Raw genomic sequence first — 21,664 nt, forward strand, 5'->3', positions numbered from 1 at the left:
CATCGCCGGTCACCGCTGCAGAGGGTGTTGTGAAGGCAGCACATGTGTTCGCGGCAGCCGACCAGGCATGCCGTCCGACCAGGAAGGTTCGCACATGCCCGTGAGATACCAGGAGAAGGACCGGGCGGCGGTGGTGACGGGTGTTGGCGGATGGGTACCTCCGCACGTCGTCACCAATGAAGACCTGAGCGCCCGTCTCGACACGTCGGACGAGTGGATCCGCACCCGCACCGGTATCAGGACCCGGCACGTGATATCCCCCGGAATGGCCACGTCGGATCTCGCGTTCGAGGCGGGCCGGAGGGCGTTGGCGTCCGCGGGCGACCCGGAGATAGGGGCGGTCGTGCTTGCCACGACCACCCCGGACAGGCCCTGCCCGGCCACAGCGCCGGACGTCGCGGCCCGTCTCGGGCTCGTAGGAGTGCCTGCCTTCGACATCTCGGCGGTCTGCGCCGGTTTCCTCTACGGCCTGGCGACGGCGGCGGGGCTGATCGCCTCGGGAACGGCACGACAGGTCCTGTTGATCGGGGCGGACGCCTTCACCACCATCGTCGACCCGAAGGACCGTTCCACAGCGGTGATCTTCGCGGACGGCGCCGGCGCCGTGGTGCTGCGAGCGGGCCAAGCCGACGAACCCGGAGCGGTGGGCCCCGTGGTACTCGGCAGCGACGGAAGGTCCGCACACCTCATTCAGGTGCCTGCAGGCGGTTCACGCCAGCGTTCCCGGAGCCGGTCCTGCGACCCGGGCGACGAGTTCTTCCAGATGGAAGGGCGCGAAACGTTCCGGCAGGCTGTGGAGCGGATGTCGACGACATCCCGGCAAGCTGTCGAGGCCGTCGGCTGGACTCTGGGAGACATCGACCGGCTTGCCGCCCACCAGGCCAACGCCCGGATCCTCAAAGCCGTCGCGGACCGGCTGGCCATACCGGCCGGGAATCAGTTGTCAAACATCTCCCGGGTCGGTAACACCGGCGCAGCCTCCATCCCGCTGCTGCTCGCCCAGTCCGCCGAGAACAGCAGTCTCACCGCGGGGCACCGGGTCCTGCTCACCGCCTTCGGCGGCGGACTCTCCTGGGGCGCGGCCACGCTCACTTGGCCACGGCTGCCTGCTTCCTGACGTCAACCCCCTACGCTAAGGAATTGGACCGTCCATGTTCGAGACACTCAAGGAAATACTTTCCAGTAAACTGGAAGTGGCACCCGAGAAGATCACTCCGGAGGCCACCGTCGAGGACGCTGAAATGGATTCGCTGTCCGTCGTGGAACTCTCCATCATCCTGGAGAAGGATCTCGCGATCGCGATCAGCGATGACGAATTGCTGGCTGCCCCCACTATCGGCGATATAGCGACGCTGATGAAGGAGAGGAACTCAACCGGCTGACGGCCGCATGGACATGATGGGTCCCATGTCTCATGGGAAGACCATGCAGCTGTCTCATGGAAGACCATGCAGTGGCCCCGGACGATACGGTGCTCGGGGCCGGTCGCCATGGACGCCATCTCGTCGCAGTAGCCAGCCCCCGAGGTTCTCTGTGTGCCGGCGTGCTGAGATGTGTTCCCGCCCGGTCCTCGCGCGCAGGGGTAACACTGGCGGCGGCCTTTCGACCAAGGGCGGGTAACGCTCTGCGCCCTGACGAATGATCACGGACGTACGTTCCGGATCCTCTGTCGTTGCTTCGCGCACCGGGCCAGACCTCGGGACTGCGCTGACAAGGCGACATCAAGCAGGTGCTGCGGTTTTTTGACGGGCCGTCCGTCGGCGATGCCGGTCCTCCGCCTTGCGATGCTCCCCCTCGGCCCTGAGGGCCGGGGAGGTACCCCCTGCACCAGACGCCGCGGGCTGATCCGCGAAGATCCGCCGGACAGACCCTGAGCCCGCGGCTCCCGGCTGTGATTTTCCACGATCAAGCCGGAGGGCCCAGGGGCGAAGGCTCTCCCTGCTCGGCCAACGAGCTTTCCGCATAGGCGGCATCCCGCGGGACGACGCGAGACTCGATGGGCCGACCGACGATGGGAAGGCCGGCGCGAGACCTGTCGGCGGCAGCCCTCCGTCGGACCTGCATGGAGCCTCGGGACGCCGGGCGCGACAGTGGCGGTCACCGCAGTGGCACAGCGGCCGTCGTGAGTGCTTACCTCAGCTCCTTCGCGCAGTCACCGGCCCGGTCTCCGACCAGGCGGCCCGCCGGAACCCGAGGCAGCAGGTGAGAACCGAACTCGCCCTCTCCTCTTTATGCCCGAATGATTACCCACCGGCGAATCGCCGGGGAAAAGAACACGCCACACGGCCATTCGCTCACAACCGCGCCAACGATCGTTGGCACTGAACCTGCGTTCGCGGAACGAGAAGAGGGCTCACGGCATCCGGAATCGCACTTCGCCGTGCTGCCGAGATCGTTCGAGCGTGCTCTGTCCGCTCGCGGCGCTGACCCTCCGTCTCGGGACGCATCGGGATCCTGTGAGCTGACCCGTCCTCTCGTCCCGCAAGGCTCGCCTGGACCGTGTCGCAGATCACGCTCTCCGCCGCCGGTATGCAGATCGGCCGATGATTTTCGGCCGGTCGAATGGGGAGCAAAACTTTCGGAACCTCCGATTCCCCTCGTGTCGAATTCTAAACATCCAGAGTGTACATAGGTGGACGCGACGTGCTCGAAAATCTCTGAGTAGGGTTATGTGTAATCAGCCTGATGGCAGGCAAAATCCCTCGTTGCCGGAGTCCGAAGTGAGTGACAGTACGGTCAACTTGTTCCATCGGAATGACTTCCCCAGCTTTCTGGAGGGGCTCTATCAAGGTCGGTTCGAATGGGGAATCATAAGAAATTTTGTTGCGCAGGATTCCGCTGATGCGAAGGCGGGAGATGCTGCGGTGGAACGCTTGGTGGATATCCTCAAGAGCCGGGTGAACCCCACCGCTGTCGATGTCGCTCGGGAACTCCCGGAGGGGCTGCTGGAGGAGTTGCGCCGCAATGGATTTCTGAATCTTCAGGATCCTCCGGACGTCAACGGTCTGGGGTTGTCGAGCTACAACACCTTCCGGGTCGTCCAGGCGGCGGCGAGTTGGTCGGTGCCGGTCGCGCTGGTCCTCGGGATCCAGACCGCGGTCGGCTCCGGAACGTACCTGCGGGCACTGCCACCCGGCGATCTGTACTCCTACGTCGAACAGCGGCTGCTGGACGGCATCATCTCCGGTTCCGCCGACACGGAGCCCGCCGGCGCCTCGAACAGTGCCCGGCAGACCCGTGCTGTCCCCATCGACAATGGAGAAACGTTTCTTCTTACCGGTGAGAAGATCCACATCGGCAACGGTCCCATCGCGGACGTCGTGACCGTTTCCGCCATGCTGGACGAGGACGGGCAGGACCGGCCCCGGCTGTTCTTCGTGGAGACCTCCGACCCGGGGTTCAGTGTTCGCTCCCGCCACGAATTCATGGGGGTCAAAGGCTTCCCCAACGCGGCACTGGTACTGGACGGAGTCCGGGTGCCGCGCGAACGCATGATCGTGGAGGTCGATCCGGACACCGAGGTGCGCATCACCCCGGAACTCACCATGGCCGTGGTCCGGGGGCGACTGCATCTGATCACCGCCCCCGGGCTCGCCATCTCCAAACTCTGCCTCGAATGGTCCCGAAACTTCGTCAACCGGCGTACGGTCGACGGCCGCCCATTGGGTTCTCGGGAAGAAATTCAGCACATGGTGTCTGCCACCATGGCTGATGTCTTCGCCATTCAGGCGCTCGCCGAATGGAGTCTGCTGCCTGCCGACCAGCCGGATCTCGGTCTCAACGTGGCATTCGAACAGAACGTCACCAAAGCGATCAGTGCGGAGATCTGCTGGCGGGTCGCCGACCGCACCATGGATCTACTGGCCGGAGAAGGGTTCGAGACGGCAGTCAGCAAAGCGCGGCGCGGTGTGCCGGCCCTTCCGCTGGAGCGCTTCTACCGGGACGCAAGAAACCTTCGTATTTCCGGTGGAGTTTCATTCCTTCTCCAATTCTGGGCTGCCCGGATGAGTCAGTTCTCGTACTACGGACCGGGTCACGGTGGACAAGCGGCCGCCTCCTCGCGGGACGCCGGACAGGAACCGCGTACCAAAGACCTCGACCCGGTGAACGCGGACCATCTGCGATTCGCCGCGGCCGAGACCCGGCGCCTCGGCACCGCCTGCGAGAAGTTCGTCGCCGACCACCCCGCGCCGGGGCTCTACGAACACCAGCACCGCCTCATCGCGTTCAGCCAGATCGCCGACGAGATCCTGACCATGTCCGTCGTCCTCGCCAAGGCGGCCCGCCTGTACCGCGAGGGCCGCACCGAGGCCCAGAACCTCGCTGATATCCACTGCTCGCACGCCAGGGACCGTCTCGCCGGGCTGTGGCGGCAGGCCGAGCCCGAGACGGCCGGCCCCGACCACGCCGCCGTGAGCGACGCCTGGCTCAGTGGCGACGACAGGTACGCCTCCTTGCTCACAGGTGTGATCACCGATGTACCGCCCACCGCCGATACCCACCCGGGGGAACGATGAAGAAGGAAAAGGGACGGAGCGAGGAGAGCGCGTCGCCGGGAGCCTCCCGGACCGGTACGGCGACCGCTCCTGCCGCCCGGCTTCCGCTCTCCGTCGACCAGCAGGCCGTCTGGGTGCACTGGCAGGTCGACCCTGACCGGTCCAGTCACATCCTTCACATGCCGATGCTGGTCGACGAGGGTGCGCTGGACCTCGGACGGGTCCACGCGGCGGTGACATCGCTCGGGGAACGCTTCCCGATGCTGCGCGGCAGGGTCGTGGAAAGCCAGGACGGGGCCGAACTGCGCTGGGACGATGCCCCTGCCCTCCCGGTCACCGAGGTGCGGACCGACACCCCGCGGGCCGAGGCCGTGAGTCGCCACGGCACTTCCCGTTTCGACCTGCGTCGAGGGCCCCTGGCCCGGGTCCACGTGCTGCACGGACCCGACTACGTGATGCTGCTCGTCGACGTTCACCACATCGTCTTCGACGGAAGCGCCTGCGGCCCGTTCCTGGCGGCCTTCCGGGACGCCTATGCCGGGAAGGACCTCGGCCCCGCCGAAAGCACCACGGTTTACGCCGAGTTCGCCCGTCGGCAGGACGAGCTGGCCCACGGCCCGGAGGGCGAGAAGGACAGGGAGTACTGGCACCGCACCCTGGGCGAGGATCTGCCCGTGGCTCTCCAGATGCCCGGCGGACCTGACGACCCCACGTTCCACGAGGTCGCGCTGGAGCTCGGGCTGATCGTCGCCGCGCGGAAGGCCGCCACCGCCGCCAGGGTGCACCCGGTGATCCCGCTGTACGCCGCCTTCTGTCTGCTCCTCCGGGCCCACACCGGCCAGGAGGACCTGATCGTCCCCACGCCGTACCACGGCAGAACCCGGCAACTACGCGACCGCGTGGGCTACTTCTCCAACGTACTGCCGCTGCGTCACCGGCTGCCCACCGGCATCAGCCACCGTCAGGTCCTGCGGGACCTGCACGACAACCTGCGGGACGCCGTCCGGCACGGCAGCCTGCCCTACCCCGCGCTGCTGCGTGCCGCCGGGCTCACCGGGCAGCACGCCCGCACCCATGCTGGCCAGGTCATCTTCCAGTACTGGTCGGCTCTTCCGGAGGACGGGATCGATCTGACCGCACTCCGGCTGACCGGCCCGGACAGCCACGCGGTGCTGCGACTGCTGGCGATGGAGGATTACGCCGACCACACACTGACCGTGATGCTGCGGGAGGATTCCCGTGGCGTCAGCCTGTTCTGGAAGGATCCCGGCGGGGCCGTTGGACGTGCCGCCGTGGAACGGATGGCCGCCGCTTATCCGGTGGCGCTGGCCGAACTGATCGCGGATCTTGACGGAACGGTCGGTGCGGCCGTCCCGGACTCCGGCGCCGCCGGGGACCGGCCGTCGCCCGAGGTGCTGCTGGCGCGGGAGCTGGCATGGAACGCCACCGACGCGGACTTTCCGGATGTGTCCCTGCCCGAGCTGCTGCGGACACGTGCGGCCGCCGCGCCCGATGCGATCGCCGTCTCGGACGGCACGGAGCGGCTGACCTACGCCGAGCTGATCGACCGGGCCGGCACCCTCGCCCGAGGGCTCGCCGCCCGGGGGGTGTGCCCCGGTGATCTGGTGGGGCTGCTGCTGCCGCGCGGTATCGCACAGGTGGAGGCGGTCCTCGGGACCCTGTTCGCCGGGGCGGTGTACGTACCGCTGGACGTGGCGGCGCCCGCGGAGCGTCATCAGATGATCCTTGAGGACAGCGCGGCGGTCTGCCTGGTCACCGACGGGCGGGGCGGCGTCGCCGGGTTCACCGGACCGGTGATCTCATTGGACGACCTCCGGGACGGGCGGGACGGGGACCTGCCGGAGGCCGCCCCGGGCTCTCCCGCGTACGTGATCTTCACCTCCGGTACCACCGGGCGCCCCAAGGGTGTGGTGATCACCCACCGCAATGTGGTGCGGCTGGTGGTCAACGACCGGCTGCCCTACGCCTTCGGCCCCGACGACGTGTGGACAATGTTCCACTCCTACGCCTTCGACGTCTCGGTCTGGGAGATGTTCGGCTGCCTCGCCCACGGCGGACGACTGGTCGTGGTGGGGAGCGACGATGCCCAGGACCCGGAGCGCCTCCTCACCCTGTTGCGCTCCGAGAACGTCACCGTACTCAGCCAGACCCCCAGCGCCTTCGCCCAGCTCACCGGCGTGCACGGGGCAGGCCAGGCTCCGCTGGACTCTCTGCGCTACGTGATCTTCGCGGGCGAGAAACTCGATCCGGGATCCCTCGCCGGGTTCGCGGCCCGGCACCCCCGTACGGCCCTGGTCAACATGTACGGGATCACCGAGGTCACCGTCCACACCACCTTCCGCGAGATCACCGCGCGGGACATCGAGACCGGCCGCAGCAACGTCGGCGTACCCCTGCCGACGACCAGTCTCCTCATCCTCGGCCCCGACCGTGAGCCGCTTCCGGCCGGCGAGACGGGGGAGATCTGGGTGGGCGGTCTCGGCGTCGCCGCCGGATACCTCAACCAGCCCGAACTGACCGCGCAGCGCTTCCTCGCCAACCCTTTCGGCGAGGGAACGCTGTACCGCAGCGGCGACCTGGCCCGCCGCCTGCCGGACGGCACCGTCGAGTACGTCGGACGGGCCGACCAGCAGGTCAAGATACGTGGCTACCGGATCGAGCCCGGCGAGATCGAGGCCCGGCTGCTCGAACATCCGGCGGTCGAAGGCTCCGTCGTACTGCCCGAACCCGGGCCCAGCGGCGACCTGCGACTCGTCGCCTACCTGGTGCCGCACGGTGCCGCGCCCACCACCGCCACCCTCCGCGGCCACCTCGCGGTGCGCCTTCCCTCGTACATGCTGCCAGCGCGGTTCCTCACCGTGGAGAGCCTGCCTCTGACGGTCAACGGGAAGATCGACATCAAGAGGCTGCGGGAGTCCGGAACGCCGCTGGAGACCGGCCAGGACACCGACCCGCCACGCACCGCGACAGCCCGCGCGGTGGCCGAGGTCTGGGCGGACCTGCTGAAGGTCCGCGACCCGGGCGCTGGTCAGTCCTTCTTCGAACTCGGAGGCCACTCCCTGCTCGCCCCCCGGACTCTGCGGGAGACCGCCAAGCGGCTCGGCGGGGACGTACCGCCGCTGCGAATGCTCTTCGACCACCCGGTGCTCCAGGACTTCGCCGACGCCCTGGACCATCTCACGGACTTACCACGGCCCGCGCCGGCACCCGCATCGGCCGCGTCCGGTGGACCGCTGCCCGCCTCCGGCTTCCAGCAGCGGATCTGGTTCGACGAACAGTTCCTCGATGGCCGAGGGCTGTATCAGGTACCGATGGTGTGGCGGGTCCGAGGACGGCTGGATCCGGCCACCCTGCGCGTGGCACTGCACTGGATGACCGAGCGCAACGAGATCCTCAGAACCGCCTTTGTCCAGCGTGATGGCGCCCTGCGGCAGGAACCCGGTGCCCCCTGGCATCCGGAGGTCGACCACCGGGACCTCACCGCGGTCTCTGGGGACGACCAGGGCGATGAGGTGACCCGACAGCTGCGGGCCGCCGCGAAGGAGCCCGTAGACCCGGGCTCCGGCAGGCTCCTGCGCGTCACTCTGTTCGACCTGCCGGGTGAGGAACAGCTCCTCCTGCTCAACACCCACCATCTGGTGTGGGACGGCGGCTCCGCCCAGCCCTTCCTGCGTGAACTCGCCGACTGCTACGCCCAGGTGCTCGACCCCCGCGGGCCCCGGCCCGCGCTCCGCCCTCAGTTCCGGGACGCTCTGGACGACCGGGCCGCCGTCGACGTCTCCACCGGTCTTGACCAGTGGGCCGCCCGGCTGGACGGCGCTCCCGCCCACCCCGCCTTCGAATCGCCCACCACTCCGGGCCCGAACGGCCGGGTTCCCATTCCGCTTCCGGCCGAACTGCACAGCCTGCTGGGTGAATTGGGGAGACGGCAGGGGGTCAGCCCGGCCATGGTCTTCGGCGCCGCGCTCGCCACCGCTCTGCACGGCTGGACCGGCCAGGACGACGTGACCTTCGGGACACCGGTCGCCGGGCGGATCGACGAGGAGCACGCCGAGGTCATCGGACCGCTGCTGAACACCGCCGTCCTGCGCTCCACCACCCACCGGGGCGAAACCCTCGGCGCGCTGCTCGGCCGAATGCGCGACACCGTCCTCGACGCGATCGACCACCAGAATGTCCCGTTCGAGGACATCGTGGAACGCCTCAACCCGCCGCGCCTGCCCGGCTGGAGCCCCTACGTCGAGGTCATGCTCGCGGTGGAGGCCGAGCCGCCGGCCCCGGTACCGGTGGGGCCCGGGCACATGACCCCGTACCTCTTCGAGGACCCGGAGACGGACGCGCACGCCAAGTTCGCCCTGACCGTCAGCTTCCGCGAACAGGACGGCCGGTTCACCGGACACGTAACCCATCGCGGCGACCGGATCTCCGCCGAGGTGTCCCGGGGCTTCGCGGGCCTGCTGGGCCGCACGGTCGAGGCGCTCTGCGGCCCGCGGACAGGGCGCGTCGACGAAGTGCCCCTGACCGGCCCCGGGGAACTCGCGCGGATCGCCGGCTTCGAGAAGGGCAGGCCCGCCCACCCGGCCACCACACTGCCCGCGTTGCTGGCCGAGCGAATCTCCGAGCGGCCCGGCGCGCCCGCCGTCGAGTCCTCCCGGGGCGTCCTCCAGTACGGCGAACTGCACACGCGGGCACTGCGGTTGTCCGCCCGTATCCGCACCGCCGTCCAGGGCCGCGAGCCGGTCGTGGCCGTCGTCCTGGGCCGCGGCCCCGACCTGGTGACGGCCATGCTCGCCGCCTGGTACGCCGGGTGCGCGTTCTGCCCGATCGACCCGGACTACCCGGACGAACGCGTCCGGCTGACCCTCCAGGACGTCGCCGCAGGCGCCGTTGTCACGGCACCGGGCCGGCTTCCCGCCACCGGCGACGTCCCGGTCCTGGAGGTCGGCGACCCAACCGCGTACGCGCCGGACGGCCCGGTACCCGAGCCGCACGCGCCCACTCCCGAGAGCCCCGCCTACGTGCTCTACACCTCGGGGACGACCGGGCGGCCCAAGGGAGCGGTCCTCAGCCACCACGGCCTGGCCCAGCTCGCACTGTGGCACATCGAGGCGTACGACATCACGCCCCAGGACCGGGCGAGCCACCTCTCCAGCGTGGGCTTCGACGCCACCCAGTGGGAAGTCTGGCCCTATCTGGCCGCCGGAGCCTGTGTGGTGGCCCACGAGAAGCGCGTCGTGGTGCCCGAGCTGGCACCGTGGCTCGCCGGGCACGGCATCACCATGACGTATCTGTCCACCCCGGTCGCCGAGGCGGTATGGGGCACAGGTACGAAGCTTCCCGCCCTGCGCTGGATGCTGTTCGCCGCCGCCGCCCAGACCCGGCGCCCGCCCGCCGGCCTCGGCTACCGGGTCGCCAACAACTACGGGCCCACCGAGGGCAGCGTGGTCGCCACCTGGCAGCCGGGGCCGATGCCCGACGACGCGCCGCTGAACGTCGTCGGCCGCCCGATCACCGGCAAGTCGGTGTACGTGGTGGACCCGGCCGGGCGCCGCTGCCCGATCGGAGTGACCGGTGAACTCCTCATCGGCGGGGTCGGCATAGCCCTTGAGTACCGGGGCAATCCGGAGCTGACCCGGGAGCGGTTCCTGCCGGCCGGCCCGGACGGGGCGCCGGGCCCCGTCTACCGCACGGGTGACCGGGCCCGCTGGCGGGAGGACGGCACTCTGGAATTCCTCGGCCGGATCGACCGTCAGCTCAAGGTACGCGGCCACCGCATCGAACCCCAGGAGGTCGAGGCGGGACTCCTCGCCGACCCCCTGGTCCAGCGTGCCTACGTATCGGGGGACGCGACGACTCTGGTCGCCCATCTGGTGCCCGCCGCTCCCCACGCCCGGGACAGCCGACGCGTCCTGGACGCGCTCACCGCCCGCCTGCCGGCCCATCTGGTGCCCGATGCCCTGATGTGGCTCGACGAACTGCCCACGACCGCGCACGGCAAGGTCGACGTCGCCCGGCTGCCCCGGCCCGGCCGCGACGACCTGGCGGGCGACCAGAACTGGGTGGAGCCCGCCGACCGCCTGGAACAGCGGATCGCCGCCGTCTGGTCCGCCGTCCTGGATCTCGAACGGGTCGGAGCCGCCGACAACTTCTTCGACCTGGGCGGCAACTCCCTGAAACTGGCCACCCTCCACGCCCGCCTGCTGAAGGAACTGGACCGGGAGATCCCCGTATACCGGCTCTTCGAATTCCCGACGGTACGCGGGCTCGCCCGCTTCCTCGCACCGGGGGACGACGGCTCGGCCGCGCCCCCACCGGCCGCCCGTGACGACATCGGCGCACGGGCCGCCCGCTGGCGGACCCCCTCACCGCGGCAGTCGCCCGCCGCCCACGGAACTCCCCGAAGGAACCGCAACTCATGACGACGAATCAGCAGATCGCGGTCATCGGCATGGCCGCCCGCATGCCTGGATCCACGGACATCCCCGGTTTCTGGGCGAATCTGAGGGCGGGCAGGGAAGGACTGACCCGGTTCACGGCGGAGCAGTCCCTCGCGGCCGGGGTGGATCCCGAGCTGAGCCGGCATCCCGACTACATACCCGTGCGCGGCACCATCGACGGCGGTGACCGGTTCGACCACTCGTTCTTCGGCTACAGCCCCGCCGAGGCCGCCACCATCGACCCGCAGCAGCGCGTATTCCTGGAAGTGGCCTCCACCGCCCTCGATGACGCCGGCATCGACCCGGTCCGGCTGAACGGCTGGATCGGTGTCTACGCCGGAAGTGACATCACCCCGGACCACGCACCCGGCGATGGAGAACTGCTGAGCCGGGTGATCGGGGTGGAGAAGGACTTCGTCGCCACCAGGGTCGCCTACAAGCTGGGACTGCGTGGCCCCGCGATGGCCGTGCAGACCGCCTGCTCCACCTCCCTGGTCGCCGTCCACCAGGCGTGCAACAGCCTCCTGTCGCACGACTGCGACGTGGCCCTGGCCGGCGGAGTGTCGCTGCGGCTGCCCCAGTGGACCGGCTACCAGTACGGCGAGGGCCACATCATGTCCCGGGACGGTCACTGCCGCCCCTTCGACGCGGACGGCTCCGGCACCGTGCCGAGCAGCGGAGCCGGCGTGGTCGTCCTGCGACGCCTGGAGGACGCGCTGGCGAGCGGTGACCGGGTCCTCGCGGTGATCCGCGGCTGGGCACTCAACAACGACGGCGGAACCAAGGTCGGCTACACGGCACCCTCCGTCACTGGGCAGCGGGACGTCATCAAGCTGGCCCTGGGCCGGGCCGACGTCGACCCGGCCGACATCGGCTGCGTCGAGGCGCACGGCACCGCCACCCAAGTCGGCGACCCGATCGAGGTGGCGGCACTCACCTCGGCGTTCCGGGAAAGCACCGACAGCGTGGGCGCCACCTGGCTCGGCGCGGTCAAGAGCAACATCGGCCACACCGGGGCGGCCGCCGGAGTCGCCGGACTGATCAAGGCCGTGCTCCAGCTCCGCCACCGGGAGATCGCCCCGACGGTGCACTACCGGTCGCCCAACCCGGACCTGAACCTGGCGCAGAGCCCCTTCCGTATCGCCACCGAGGTGCAGCCGTGGGGCAACGACGGGCCGCTCCTCGCCGGGGTGAGCTCCTTCGGCATCGGCGGCACCAACGCCCATGTGGTCCTGGAGAACGCGCCGGACCCGGCCCGGAGCGCTCAGACCGCCCGGCCCCGCGTCTTCCCGCTGTCCGCGCACAGCCCCTGGGCACTGGAGAAGCTGCGTACGTCGGTCGCCGACGCGATCGCCACCCCGGCCCCTGCCGCCACCCCCACCCCCACCCCCGCCTCCGCCGACGGGCTCGGTGACGTGGCCTTCACCCTCACCGAAGGGCGCCGCAGGCTTCCGTACCGCACGGCGGTCGTCGCCGCCGACCGGGACGGCCTCGCTGCCGCCCTGCGCACCCCCGTCGCCCCGGTCGAGCACCACGGCTCCGCCCCTGCCGTCGCCTTCGTCTTCCCCGGCCACGGAACCCTCCACCAAGGCGCCGGAGCCGCCGCCCACCGGCTGCTGCCCGAGTTCCGCAGGGTTTTCGACGAGGCCGCCCACATCGTCCGGGAGCGGTACGGCATCGACCTGAGCGCCCTGGTCACTGGCGAGGACGCCCCCGTCGAGGAGATCACCTTCCAGCAGCTCGCCCTGTTCACCCTCGGCTACGCGCTCGGCCGCCAACTGCGCGTCTGGGGAGTGCGACCCGCGTCGATGATGGGAAACAGCGTCGGCGAGTACGTCGTCGCCGCCCTCGCCGGCGTCTGGAGCCTGGAGGACGCACTGTCCCTCGTCCATCTGCGGGGCCGGGGAATGCTGTCCGCCGCCCCCGGCCGGATGGTCGCCGTCGTCCGCCGGCCCGACAGGGAACTCGGGATACCCGACGGCGTCACCCTCGCCATCGACGCCCCGCACCAACTCGTGCTGTCCGGCGAGGCAGAGCCGGTGATGAAGGCGTTCGAGACCTGGGAGGCCGACGGCTGGTCCTGCCGGATCCTGGAGATCGACCGTGCCTCGCACTCCCCGATGATGGACGCGCCGGCCGAGGAACTGCGGGCCGTCGCCGCCACCACCCCCACGGGCGGCACGGACCTCGGGGACACCGTCGTCGTCTCCACCCTCACCGGCGAAGCGGTCGAACCCGGGCAGCTCATGGACGCCGGACACTGGGGCGACCATCTGCGCGGCACCGTCCAGCTCCGCCGCGCCATCGGCACCCTCCTGGACGCCCCCCACGACCTCGTCGTCGAACTCGGCCCCGGGCAGAGCACGTTGCGCGGGCTGCGGATGCACCCCGACTGGAACACCGCCACCCCGGCGATCCCGGCCCTGGGGCGCTCCGCCGACCAGGAGACCGAGAGCGTCCTCGAACTCTGCGCCACCCTCTGGGAGCACGGCGTCGCGGTCGACCTGGCCGGACTCCTCGACGCCGACGAGCCGTCCATCACCGAACTGCCCGCACACCCCTACGAGCCCAAGCCCCTCCCGGTCCGCCCCGCCCCCACCACCGGTACCGCTGCCGCGCCGGAGGTGCCCGGACACCCCGAGCCCACCGCCCCCGCCGCGCCGGAGACGCACCCGACCCTCACCACCGACGCCTGGACCTCGGTCTCCCGGCGCCTGTCCGCGCACAGCGCCGCCGCGGTCGGCGAGAGCCTCGCCGCCGAACTGGGCCTGCCGGCCACCGACGACCGGTTCACCGGGCTCACCGCCTCCGTCGTCGTCGCCGAACTGCCGGACGACGAGGACCGGGCCGCGCTGACCGCCCTCGCCGACCGGGCCCGTACCGCCGGAGTCCAGCTCCTGCTGCTGGGCCGGGAAGTCTTCGACGTCCTGGACGACAGCACCGAAGCGGCCGGCATCCCGTCGCGGGCCGCCGAGTGGCTCGGCCACCGGGGGACCGCCGGCGACCGGACCACGCTCCTCGACATCGGCCCCGCGGGCCGCCCGGACTGGCTCCCCGCCCCGTGGCCGGGCGCCACCCGCTACGCCTGGCGCGGCAGTGGCTGGTGGGCGCTGCTGCCCCGGCCCGTCCCCGTCGAGCCGGTGACCGACGCCCCCCGGGTGGCACTGGTCACCGACGCCCCCGACGCCACCGTGCTCGCCGCCGACCTCGCCGCCGCCGGCGTCCAGGTCGCCTCCCTGGCCGGCGAGGGCCCCCTGCCCGCCCGGCCGACGGCCGGCACGATCGCCGCCACCCAGACCTGGCGGGCCGGCCAGGCCCGGCTCTCCCAGCGGCCCGAGCTGAACACCCGGGTCGACCGCTACAGCGCCGGTCTCATCGCTCGCTTCGCCCTGGAGCGCGCCGGACTGCGTCCCGGCGACCGGATCACCGCGTCCGAGCTGTGCCACCGGCTCAACCCCGGTGAACGACTGACCCGTTTCTTCGACTTCCTGCTGCGCTCCCTCGTCGAGGAGGACGTCCTGCGGCCGGGGCAGGTGGACGGCGCCGACGGCTACCTGGTCGCCGCCGGGCCCCAGGATCTGCTCGCGGCCGGCGCCGGCCTCGGCGAGGTGGACGGCCTGCACCGGCTGCTCGACAGCATCGCCGCCGGACTGCCCGCGGTTTTCGACGGCGAGAAGGAACCGGTCGCCGTGCTCTGGCCCGACGGCGACGACAGCATGCTGCGCTCCTGCCTGCCGGACAACCGGCTGGAGATCTACGACGGCGGGTTCTGCCTCGACGCCCTGGAGAAGACGGTACGTTCCCTCCACCGGACCTGGGGCGACCGCCCGCTGCGCATCCTGGAGGTCGGCGGCGGACACGGCCTGTTCACCTGGCAGCTCCTCGAAGGCTGGCACGACCGGGACAACGTCGACTACCACTTCACCGACATCAGCACACTGCTGGTGCGCAGGGCCGCCAAGTACGCCCGTACCAACGGTATCCGCGGGGTGCGCTTCTCCACCTACGACATGACCCGCGACCCGGTGGAACAGGGCCTCGCCGCGGGCAGCTTCGACCTGGTCATCGCGTACAACGTCATCCACGTGGCACCCTCGGTGCACACGGCCCTGAGGCATCTGCGCAGCCTGCTGTCACCGTCCGGCGCGGTCTCCCTCGTAGAGGTCACCGACGTCACCCGGTGGAGCCATCTGCTGTGGGGACTGGCACCGGGCTGGTGGGACTTCGACGACGAGCTGCGCAGCAACTCGATCGTGCTGGACGCGGCGACCTGGCAGCGGGTGCTCGCGGAGTCGGGACTGCCGGAGATCACCGTGGTCCCGGACGGCACACTCTCCGACCACACGCTGATGATCGCGGCGCCGTCCCGCCCGACGGACGAGGCTCCCGCCTCCCCGGACGTCGACCTGGTGCTGTCCGTGCTGCGCTCGCCCGACGAGCGGACGGCGCTCGACGCGACCGCCCGCTGGAAGTCCGTACGTTCCGAAGGACCGCTCGCGGCCACCCCGGGCGTGCTGCTGAGCACCGGCCCGCTGGACGGGGCGACCCGCGCTCTGCTGGATTCTCCGGCGGACGCGGACTGGACACATCTGCACGCCGACCGGTTCGGCTCGGCCGTGCTCGGCGCGCTGCCCGAGGTACTGGGCCAGCCCTGGCTGCCGCACCCGGCCCGGCTGCGGGCACCGGAGATCCCGGACACCGTGCCGGCCTCCGCCGCCCCCGCGCCCATGGCCCCGGCGGACGTCCCGGAGACCCTGCGACCCGCCGTGGCGCCCGCTCCTGCGGCCCCGGCCTCCGGCCGCGAACAAGCCCCGCCGGCCGCCCCGGCCGCCGAACCGGTGGTGCCGGCTCCGGCCGCCGCGGGCCCGAGCGGTGCCCTCGCCGCCCTGGACGAGCTGTGGCGTTACGAACTGGGCGTGCCGCACTCCCGGGCCGAGGACGACTTCTTCGCCCTCGGCGGCGAGTCGCTCGCCGCGGTCCACCTGCTGGCCCGGGTGCGGGACGTGTGCGGGATCAAGGTGCCGATGTCCGACTTCACCCGCAACCCCACCTACGGGTTCCTGGCGGGTCTGGTCGGCTCCGCGCCGCAGCCGCAGCCGCAGCCCGAGCCGCGGCGACAGCAACACGCACAGCAACAGCAGCACGCACAGCCACAGCAACAGGCACGGCAGCAGCAGTCGCAGCGCCGGGCCGGGACGCGGACACCGGCACCGCCGCACCGTTCGACTCCGGTCCCCGGTACAGCGGTCGACAGCCCGAACCTCATGACGCTGAACGAAACCGGTGAGGGCACCCCGCTGTTCTTCTCGGCCCCGGCGGCGGGCAGCGCGCTGTGCTACCGCGGACTCGCCAAGCACCTCGGCGACCGCCCCCTCTACGGCCTGGAGACCCCAGGTCTGCACGACGGACGCGCGCCGCTGAGCCGGCTGGAAGACATCGCGAACCACCATGTCGAGCTGATCCGGAGCATCCAACCGGACGGCCCGTATCTGCTCGGCGGATGGTCGTTCGGCATGATGCTCAGCCACGAGATCGCCCGTCAGATCATCGCCGACGGCGGGGAAGTGGCCCTGCTGTCCGGCGTGGACGGCTATCTCCCGAACACCGGTGGAATGCCCATGGTCACCCAGCCCGGCTTCCTCCTCGGCGGCCTGGTCTACAAGACCCAGGCGGTGCTCGGACTCGGCGGCGCGCAGCCGGCGGGAGCGAACGGACCGGAGCCGGACGACCGGATCCTGCGGATCGCGGACGTGACGCGCTGGCGCAGGCAGCGCGCCAGGGCCGGACGGCAGGAGAAGACGGCCGCCGACTTCGTCTCCGTGCACAACCACAGCATCAACGCGATGTTCCGCTACGTCCCCCAGCCCGTGAACTGCCCCGCCGTGATCCTCAAGGCCGGGCTGAACGAACGAGGCCGCCTGCGGCTGGAGCGCGGGCTGCGCGACCTCTACACCGCCGTGGAGGTCCGCTCGGTCGCCGGTGACCACTGGACCGTGATGGACCGCCGTAACGCCCCGGGCCTCGCCACACAGCTCAACCAGGCGCTGCGGCAGCACGACCCCCTGACACAGGAAGAGAACCACTGATGGTGACGATCGACCCGAACACGTTCAACACCGACCCCTTCCCACTGCTGCACCGCCTCCGGGAGGAAGCCCCGGTGCACCAGATCGAGGTCCTGGACGGTCTGGGCCGGCCCCGATGGCTGATCACCCGGTACGAGGACGCGCTCAAGGCGCTCAACGACCTGCGGTTCAGCAACGAGCTGTTCGCCGGCATGGGCCCGGACGGCGGCGCCGGGGAAGCGGAGCCGAGCCTGGTCGCACAGGCGGTCAAGAAGGCCGAGGCCGTCCAGGGCCGGGCGATGGCCAACCTCGACCCGCCGGACCACACCCGGCTGCGCAAGCTGGTCGTCCGATCGTTCAGCGCCAAGCGCATGGAGGCACTGCGGCCCCAGGTCCAGGAGGTCACCGACGCCCTGCTGGACACGGTGGCAGGGCAGGACGAGTTCGACCTCCTGGAGACGCTCGCCTACCCGCTCTCGATCCGTATGGTGTGCACCCTGCTGGGCGTGCCGGCGGACGGCGTCGACGTGTTCCGTGGCGCCGCCGCGGTCCTCGCGGGCTTCATGGACGACGACGACTGGGCCCGGGAGACCCTCCGGAGCCTGGAGGGTTTCGACGTCTACGTACGGCAGTTGGTGGCCGACAAGCGCGACGACCCCCGCGACGACATGCTCAGCGATCTCATCCACTCCACCGAGGAGGGCGGCAGGCTCACGGAGGAGGAGCTGGTCGCGATGGCCGGCCTGATGATCTTCGCCGGGCACGAGACCACCGTCCAGCTCATCACCAACGCGGTCCTCGCCCTGCACCAGAACCCCCGTCAGATGGCCGCCCTGCGCGCCGATCACGGGCTGCTGTCCGCCATGACGGACGAGGTGATGCGCTACGACGGGCCGATCAACCCGGGCATCAACAGGGTGGCCCAGGAGGACATCGAGATCGGCGGGGTGACCATCCCCAAGGGCGGCTCCGTCGTCATCGCCACCGCCGCCGCCAACCGCGACCCAAGGGCGTTCACCGACCCGGACCGCTTCGACATCACCCGGTCGCCCGGCACCGTCCATCTGGGCTTCGGCCACGGCATCCACTACTGCCTGGGGGCCAGGCTGGCCAAGATCGAGGCGGAGTGTGCCATCGGGACCCTGCTGCGGCGCTACCCGCGGATCGCTCTCGCCACGGAGCCCGAGAACCTGCGGTGGCGCCCCGGATTCCTCCGTATGGCGGAGGAGTTCCGGATCCGGGTCGACGCCCTGTCCCCGCCGGCGGATGTGCCGGCGGATTCCCCCCACCGAGCAGGAGAGAACGCCCATGTCTGACAGCGGCTCCGCGAGCCACTCGCTGGTCGAGAACACCGAGGGCGACCTCGGCGTCTGGCCTGTGACCCGTCCGGCCCCACCGGGCTGGCGGCCGGCCGGCCATCAGGGCAGCCACGCCTCCTGCCTGACGGAGGCCGACCGGCGCGGCCGGGAACGGCCCGCCGCCGCCCTCACCCCGACGGGGGGCGACGAGGGCACCCTGCTGGAACTTTTCCGCCGTACGGTGAGCCGCCACCCGGCCAGGCCCGCGGTCTCCGACCGCGAACTCACCTACACCTACACCGCGCTCAACCGGCACTCCGACGGGCTCGCCCAGGCGCTCCTCGCGCGCGGCGTCCGCCCCGGCGACCACATCGCCTACCTGCTGCCCCGCGGCGTCGCCCCGTTCGTCGCCCTGCTGGCCGCCCTCAAGGCCGGGGCCGCGTACGTGCCGCTGGACCCCGCAGCCCCGGATGACCGGCTGCGCCTGCTGATCGACCGCAGCGGTGCCACCACGGTGATCACACACCCGGAGATGACCGGCCGGCTGGACGGCCTGGCCACCGCGCGGGTCATGGAGTACGTGGCGGGCGACCACGCCGACCCGAAACCGGGCCCCGCCACCGCGGCCGCGCCCCGGCAGGCCGCGAGCGTCCTGTTCACCTCCGGATCCACCGGAATGCCGAAGGCGGTGCTCCTGGAACACCGCAACCTGGTCCAGTTCGCCGAGAACCCGGCGCTGCCCGCCCTCACCTCGCAGGACCGGGTCGGTCACGTCTCCAACCTCGCCTTCGACGCCTTCCACTGGGAGACCTGGTGCGCCTTCGCCGCGGGCGCCGAGGTGGTCACCCTGCCCACCATGCCCGACCTGATCGGCGGTGACATGCGGCGCGAACTGAAACAGCGCCGGATCACCGCCATGCTCGTCCCCACACTGGCCTTCAACCACCTGGCCCATGAGCAGCCGGAGACGTTCTCCTCGCTCCGGATACTCGCCACCGGCGGCGACGTGGTGTCACCGGGCGCCTGCCGCGATCTGCTCGCGGCGGGCTTCGCCGGAGAACTGGTCAACCTCTACGGCCCCACCGAGGCGGCCACCGCCTGCTCGGCCCACCCGGTCATCGACGCGGACCACCACGGCAGCGTACCGATCGGCCGCGCCCTGGAAGGGATCGGCCTGTACGTCCTGGACGAGACCCTGACCGAGGTGGCACCGGGTTCCGTCGGCCAGCTCCACATCGGGGGACCGGGCGTGGCCCGCGGCTACCACGGTCAGCCGGGACTCACAGCCGAAAGGTTCCTTCCCGACCCCCACGGCGCTCCGGGCGGTCGGCTCTACTCCACCGGGGACCTGGCGGTACAGGGCGAGGACGGCCTGCTGCGCTACGTCGGCAGGACGGACGACCAGGTCAAAATACGCGGCTACCGGATCGAACCGAGAGAGGTCGAACGCGAGCTGGCCCGCCATCACCACGTACGCGACGTGGCCGTGGTCGTGGGGGGAGAGGGCGTCGACCGTTACCTCGCCGCACTCGTGGTGCTGTACGGCGACAGCTCCTTCGCCGGACTGCGCGAAGCCGCCGCCTCTTCGATGCCCGACTACATGGTGCCCAGCGCCTTCATCAGCATCGCCGAGATGCCCTCCAACGACCGCGGCAAGCGGGACCTGGCACAGCTGCGGGAGATCGTGACGCACCACCAGAAACACCGCGCCGACCGGGTCGCACCGAGTCATCCGGTGGAGATCCGGCTCGCCGACTTCTGGAAGGACCTGATCTCGGTGGACGAGGTCGGCCTCACCGACGACTTCTTCGCCCTGGGCGGCAACTCCCTCCAGGCGTTCCGGCTCCGACGGCGCATCGTCAAGGAACTCGGAGTGGAGGTGAGCAACCGGGAAATCCTGGTGACCAGTGAGCTGGGAGCGCTCGCCGACCTGGTCCGCTCCAAAACCGCCCTCGTACCCTCCCGGAAGGCGGACGATCTCGTATGACGACTCCGACGATCGACCTCACCGACCCCGAACTGTTCCTCGGCGAGGACGCCGGGGAGATCTTCCGTCAATTACGGCACAACGACCCGGTGCACCGGCACCCCCTCCCCGACGGCGGCAGCTTCTGGGCGCTCACCAGGTACGCGGACATCGAGACGGCGTACAACGATCACACCGCGCTCAGCTCCGAGGGCGGACCCATGCTCGGAGGATCGTTCCGCAGCGCCGCCGACCCGTCCGCCGGCCGGATGCTCGTGGCCTCGGACCTCCCTCGCCAGCGCCACATCCGCCAGCAGGTGCACCGTGCCTTCAGCAACGGAATGCTGCGACGGATCGCCACCCAGGTGACCACTCTGGTGGACACCGCGGTGCGCCGCGCCGTGGCCGACGGCGGCTGCGACTTCGCCACCGACATCGCCACCGAGCTCCCGGCCGGCGCGATCATGGCCATGATGGGCGTCTCCCACACCCAGGCCCATGAACTCATCGGCATGACCCGCCGCATGATCGGCTTCCGGGACCCGGTCTTCGCGGACCCCGGGGAGGACGAACGGATCGGGCTCGCGGTGGTCCAGGCCGAGATCTTCGAATTCTTCGCGGAACTGCTCGCGGACCGCAGGAAGAACCCGAAGGACGACCTCGTCAGCATGTTGCTCCAGGCCCGGCGCAACGGACGCCCCTGGCCGGAGGAGGACATCCTCTTCAACTGCATGAACGTCGCCGTCGGCGGCAACGAGACCTCCTCGTACACGGCCTGCGCGGGCATCCTCGCGCTGCACCGGAACCCGGCGCAGAAGGCGCTCCTCCAGGCCGACCCGGACCTCACGGACAGCGCGGTCAACGAGATGCTCCGCTGGAGCTCGACCAACGCCTACGTCATGCGCCAGGCCGTCCGCGAATTCAAGATCGGCGGCCGGCTGATCCAGGACGGTGACACCGTGACCCTGTGGAACGCCTCGGCGAACTTCGACGAGACCCGCTTCCCCGATCCGGACACCTTCGACATCACCCGTACGCCGAACCGGCACCTGTCGTTCGGTATCGGTATCCATCGCTGCATCGGCGCGATGCTGGCCCAGGTCGAACTCGGCATCCTGCTGAGGCACATGACCGACAGCCGGCTCTCCTTCTCGGTCTCCGGCCCGGTACGGCGTCTTCGGTCGAACTTCATCCGGGGCACCACCAGCCTTCCCCTCACGATGAGGGCCACCACGGGCTGAGCCGCTTCACGGCGGCGACCGCTCTGTCCGAAGGAAACGAACCGCCCGCACGCGCGAAGGCCGGCACCGCCGAAAGGCTGGTGCCGGCCTTCGCGCTGGTGGCGCAGGTGTGATTCCTGGGGTGTGGGACAGCCCCGGTG

At 70.5% G+C, this 21,664-nt stretch carries 8 protein-coding genes; all 8 read left to right on the forward strand.

Going from position 1 to position 21,664, the window contains the following annotated elements:
• Nucleotides 1–94 precede the first annotated feature (94 nt).
• Complete coding sequence (locus tag ACIQD6_RS23780) at nt 95–1,117, forward strand: beta-ketoacyl-ACP synthase III (protein ID WP_401885397.1); 1,023 nt, start codon at nt 95–97, stop codon at nt 1,115–1,117.
• 34 nt (nt 1,118–1,151) lie between these two features.
• A complete protein-coding gene (locus ACIQD6_RS23785; RefSeq protein ID WP_401885399.1) occupies nt 1,152–1,382 on the forward strand; it encodes an acyl carrier protein in 231 nt (76 codons plus the stop codon).
• Nucleotides 1,383–2,876: 1,494 nt separating this feature from the next.
• Nucleotides 2,877–4,517, forward strand: a complete 1,641-nt coding sequence (locus ACIQD6_RS23790) for an acyl-CoA dehydrogenase family protein (RefSeq protein WP_401885401.1) — start codon at nt 2,877–2,879, stop codon at nt 4,515–4,517.
• Nucleotides 4,514–10,936, forward strand: a complete 6,423-nt coding sequence (locus tag ACIQD6_RS23795; protein ID WP_401885403.1) for an amino acid adenylation domain-containing protein — start codon at nt 4,514–4,516, stop codon at nt 10,934–10,936. Before ACIQD6_RS23790 ends, ACIQD6_RS23795 begins: the two co-directional genes overlap by 4 nt.
• Nucleotides 10,933–17,040: a type I polyketide synthase gene (locus ACIQD6_RS23800; protein ID WP_401885405.1), complete on the forward strand. Its 6,108-nt coding sequence runs from the start codon at nt 10,933–10,935 to the stop codon at nt 17,038–17,040. Before ACIQD6_RS23795 ends, ACIQD6_RS23800 begins: the two co-directional genes overlap by 4 nt.
• Nucleotides 17,040–18,335: a cytochrome P450 gene (locus tag ACIQD6_RS23805; protein WP_401885407.1), complete on the forward strand. Its 1,296-nt coding sequence runs from the start codon at nt 17,040–17,042 to the stop codon at nt 18,333–18,335. The genes ACIQD6_RS23800 and ACIQD6_RS23805 overlap by 1 nt, the downstream gene beginning before the upstream one ends.
• Nucleotides 18,328–20,304 carry an amino acid adenylation domain-containing protein gene (locus tag ACIQD6_RS23810; protein ID WP_401885410.1) on the forward strand — a complete coding sequence of 659 codons (1,977 nt, stop codon included), beginning with the start codon at nt 18,328–18,330 and terminating at the stop codon, nt 20,302–20,304. Before ACIQD6_RS23805 ends, ACIQD6_RS23810 begins: the two co-directional genes overlap by 8 nt.
• Nucleotides 20,301–21,524: a cytochrome P450 gene (locus ACIQD6_RS23815; protein WP_401885413.1), complete on the forward strand. Its 1,224-nt coding sequence runs from the start codon at nt 20,301–20,303 to the stop codon at nt 21,522–21,524. The genes ACIQD6_RS23810 and ACIQD6_RS23815 overlap by 4 nt, the downstream gene beginning before the upstream one ends.
• Nucleotides 21,525–21,664: the final 140 nt, after the last annotated feature.

Origin of the sequence: Streptomyces sp. NPDC088400, assembly GCF_044753355.1 — a bacterium.
Taxonomy (GTDB): domain Bacteria; phylum Actinomycetota; class Actinomycetes; order Streptomycetales; family Streptomycetaceae; genus Streptomyces.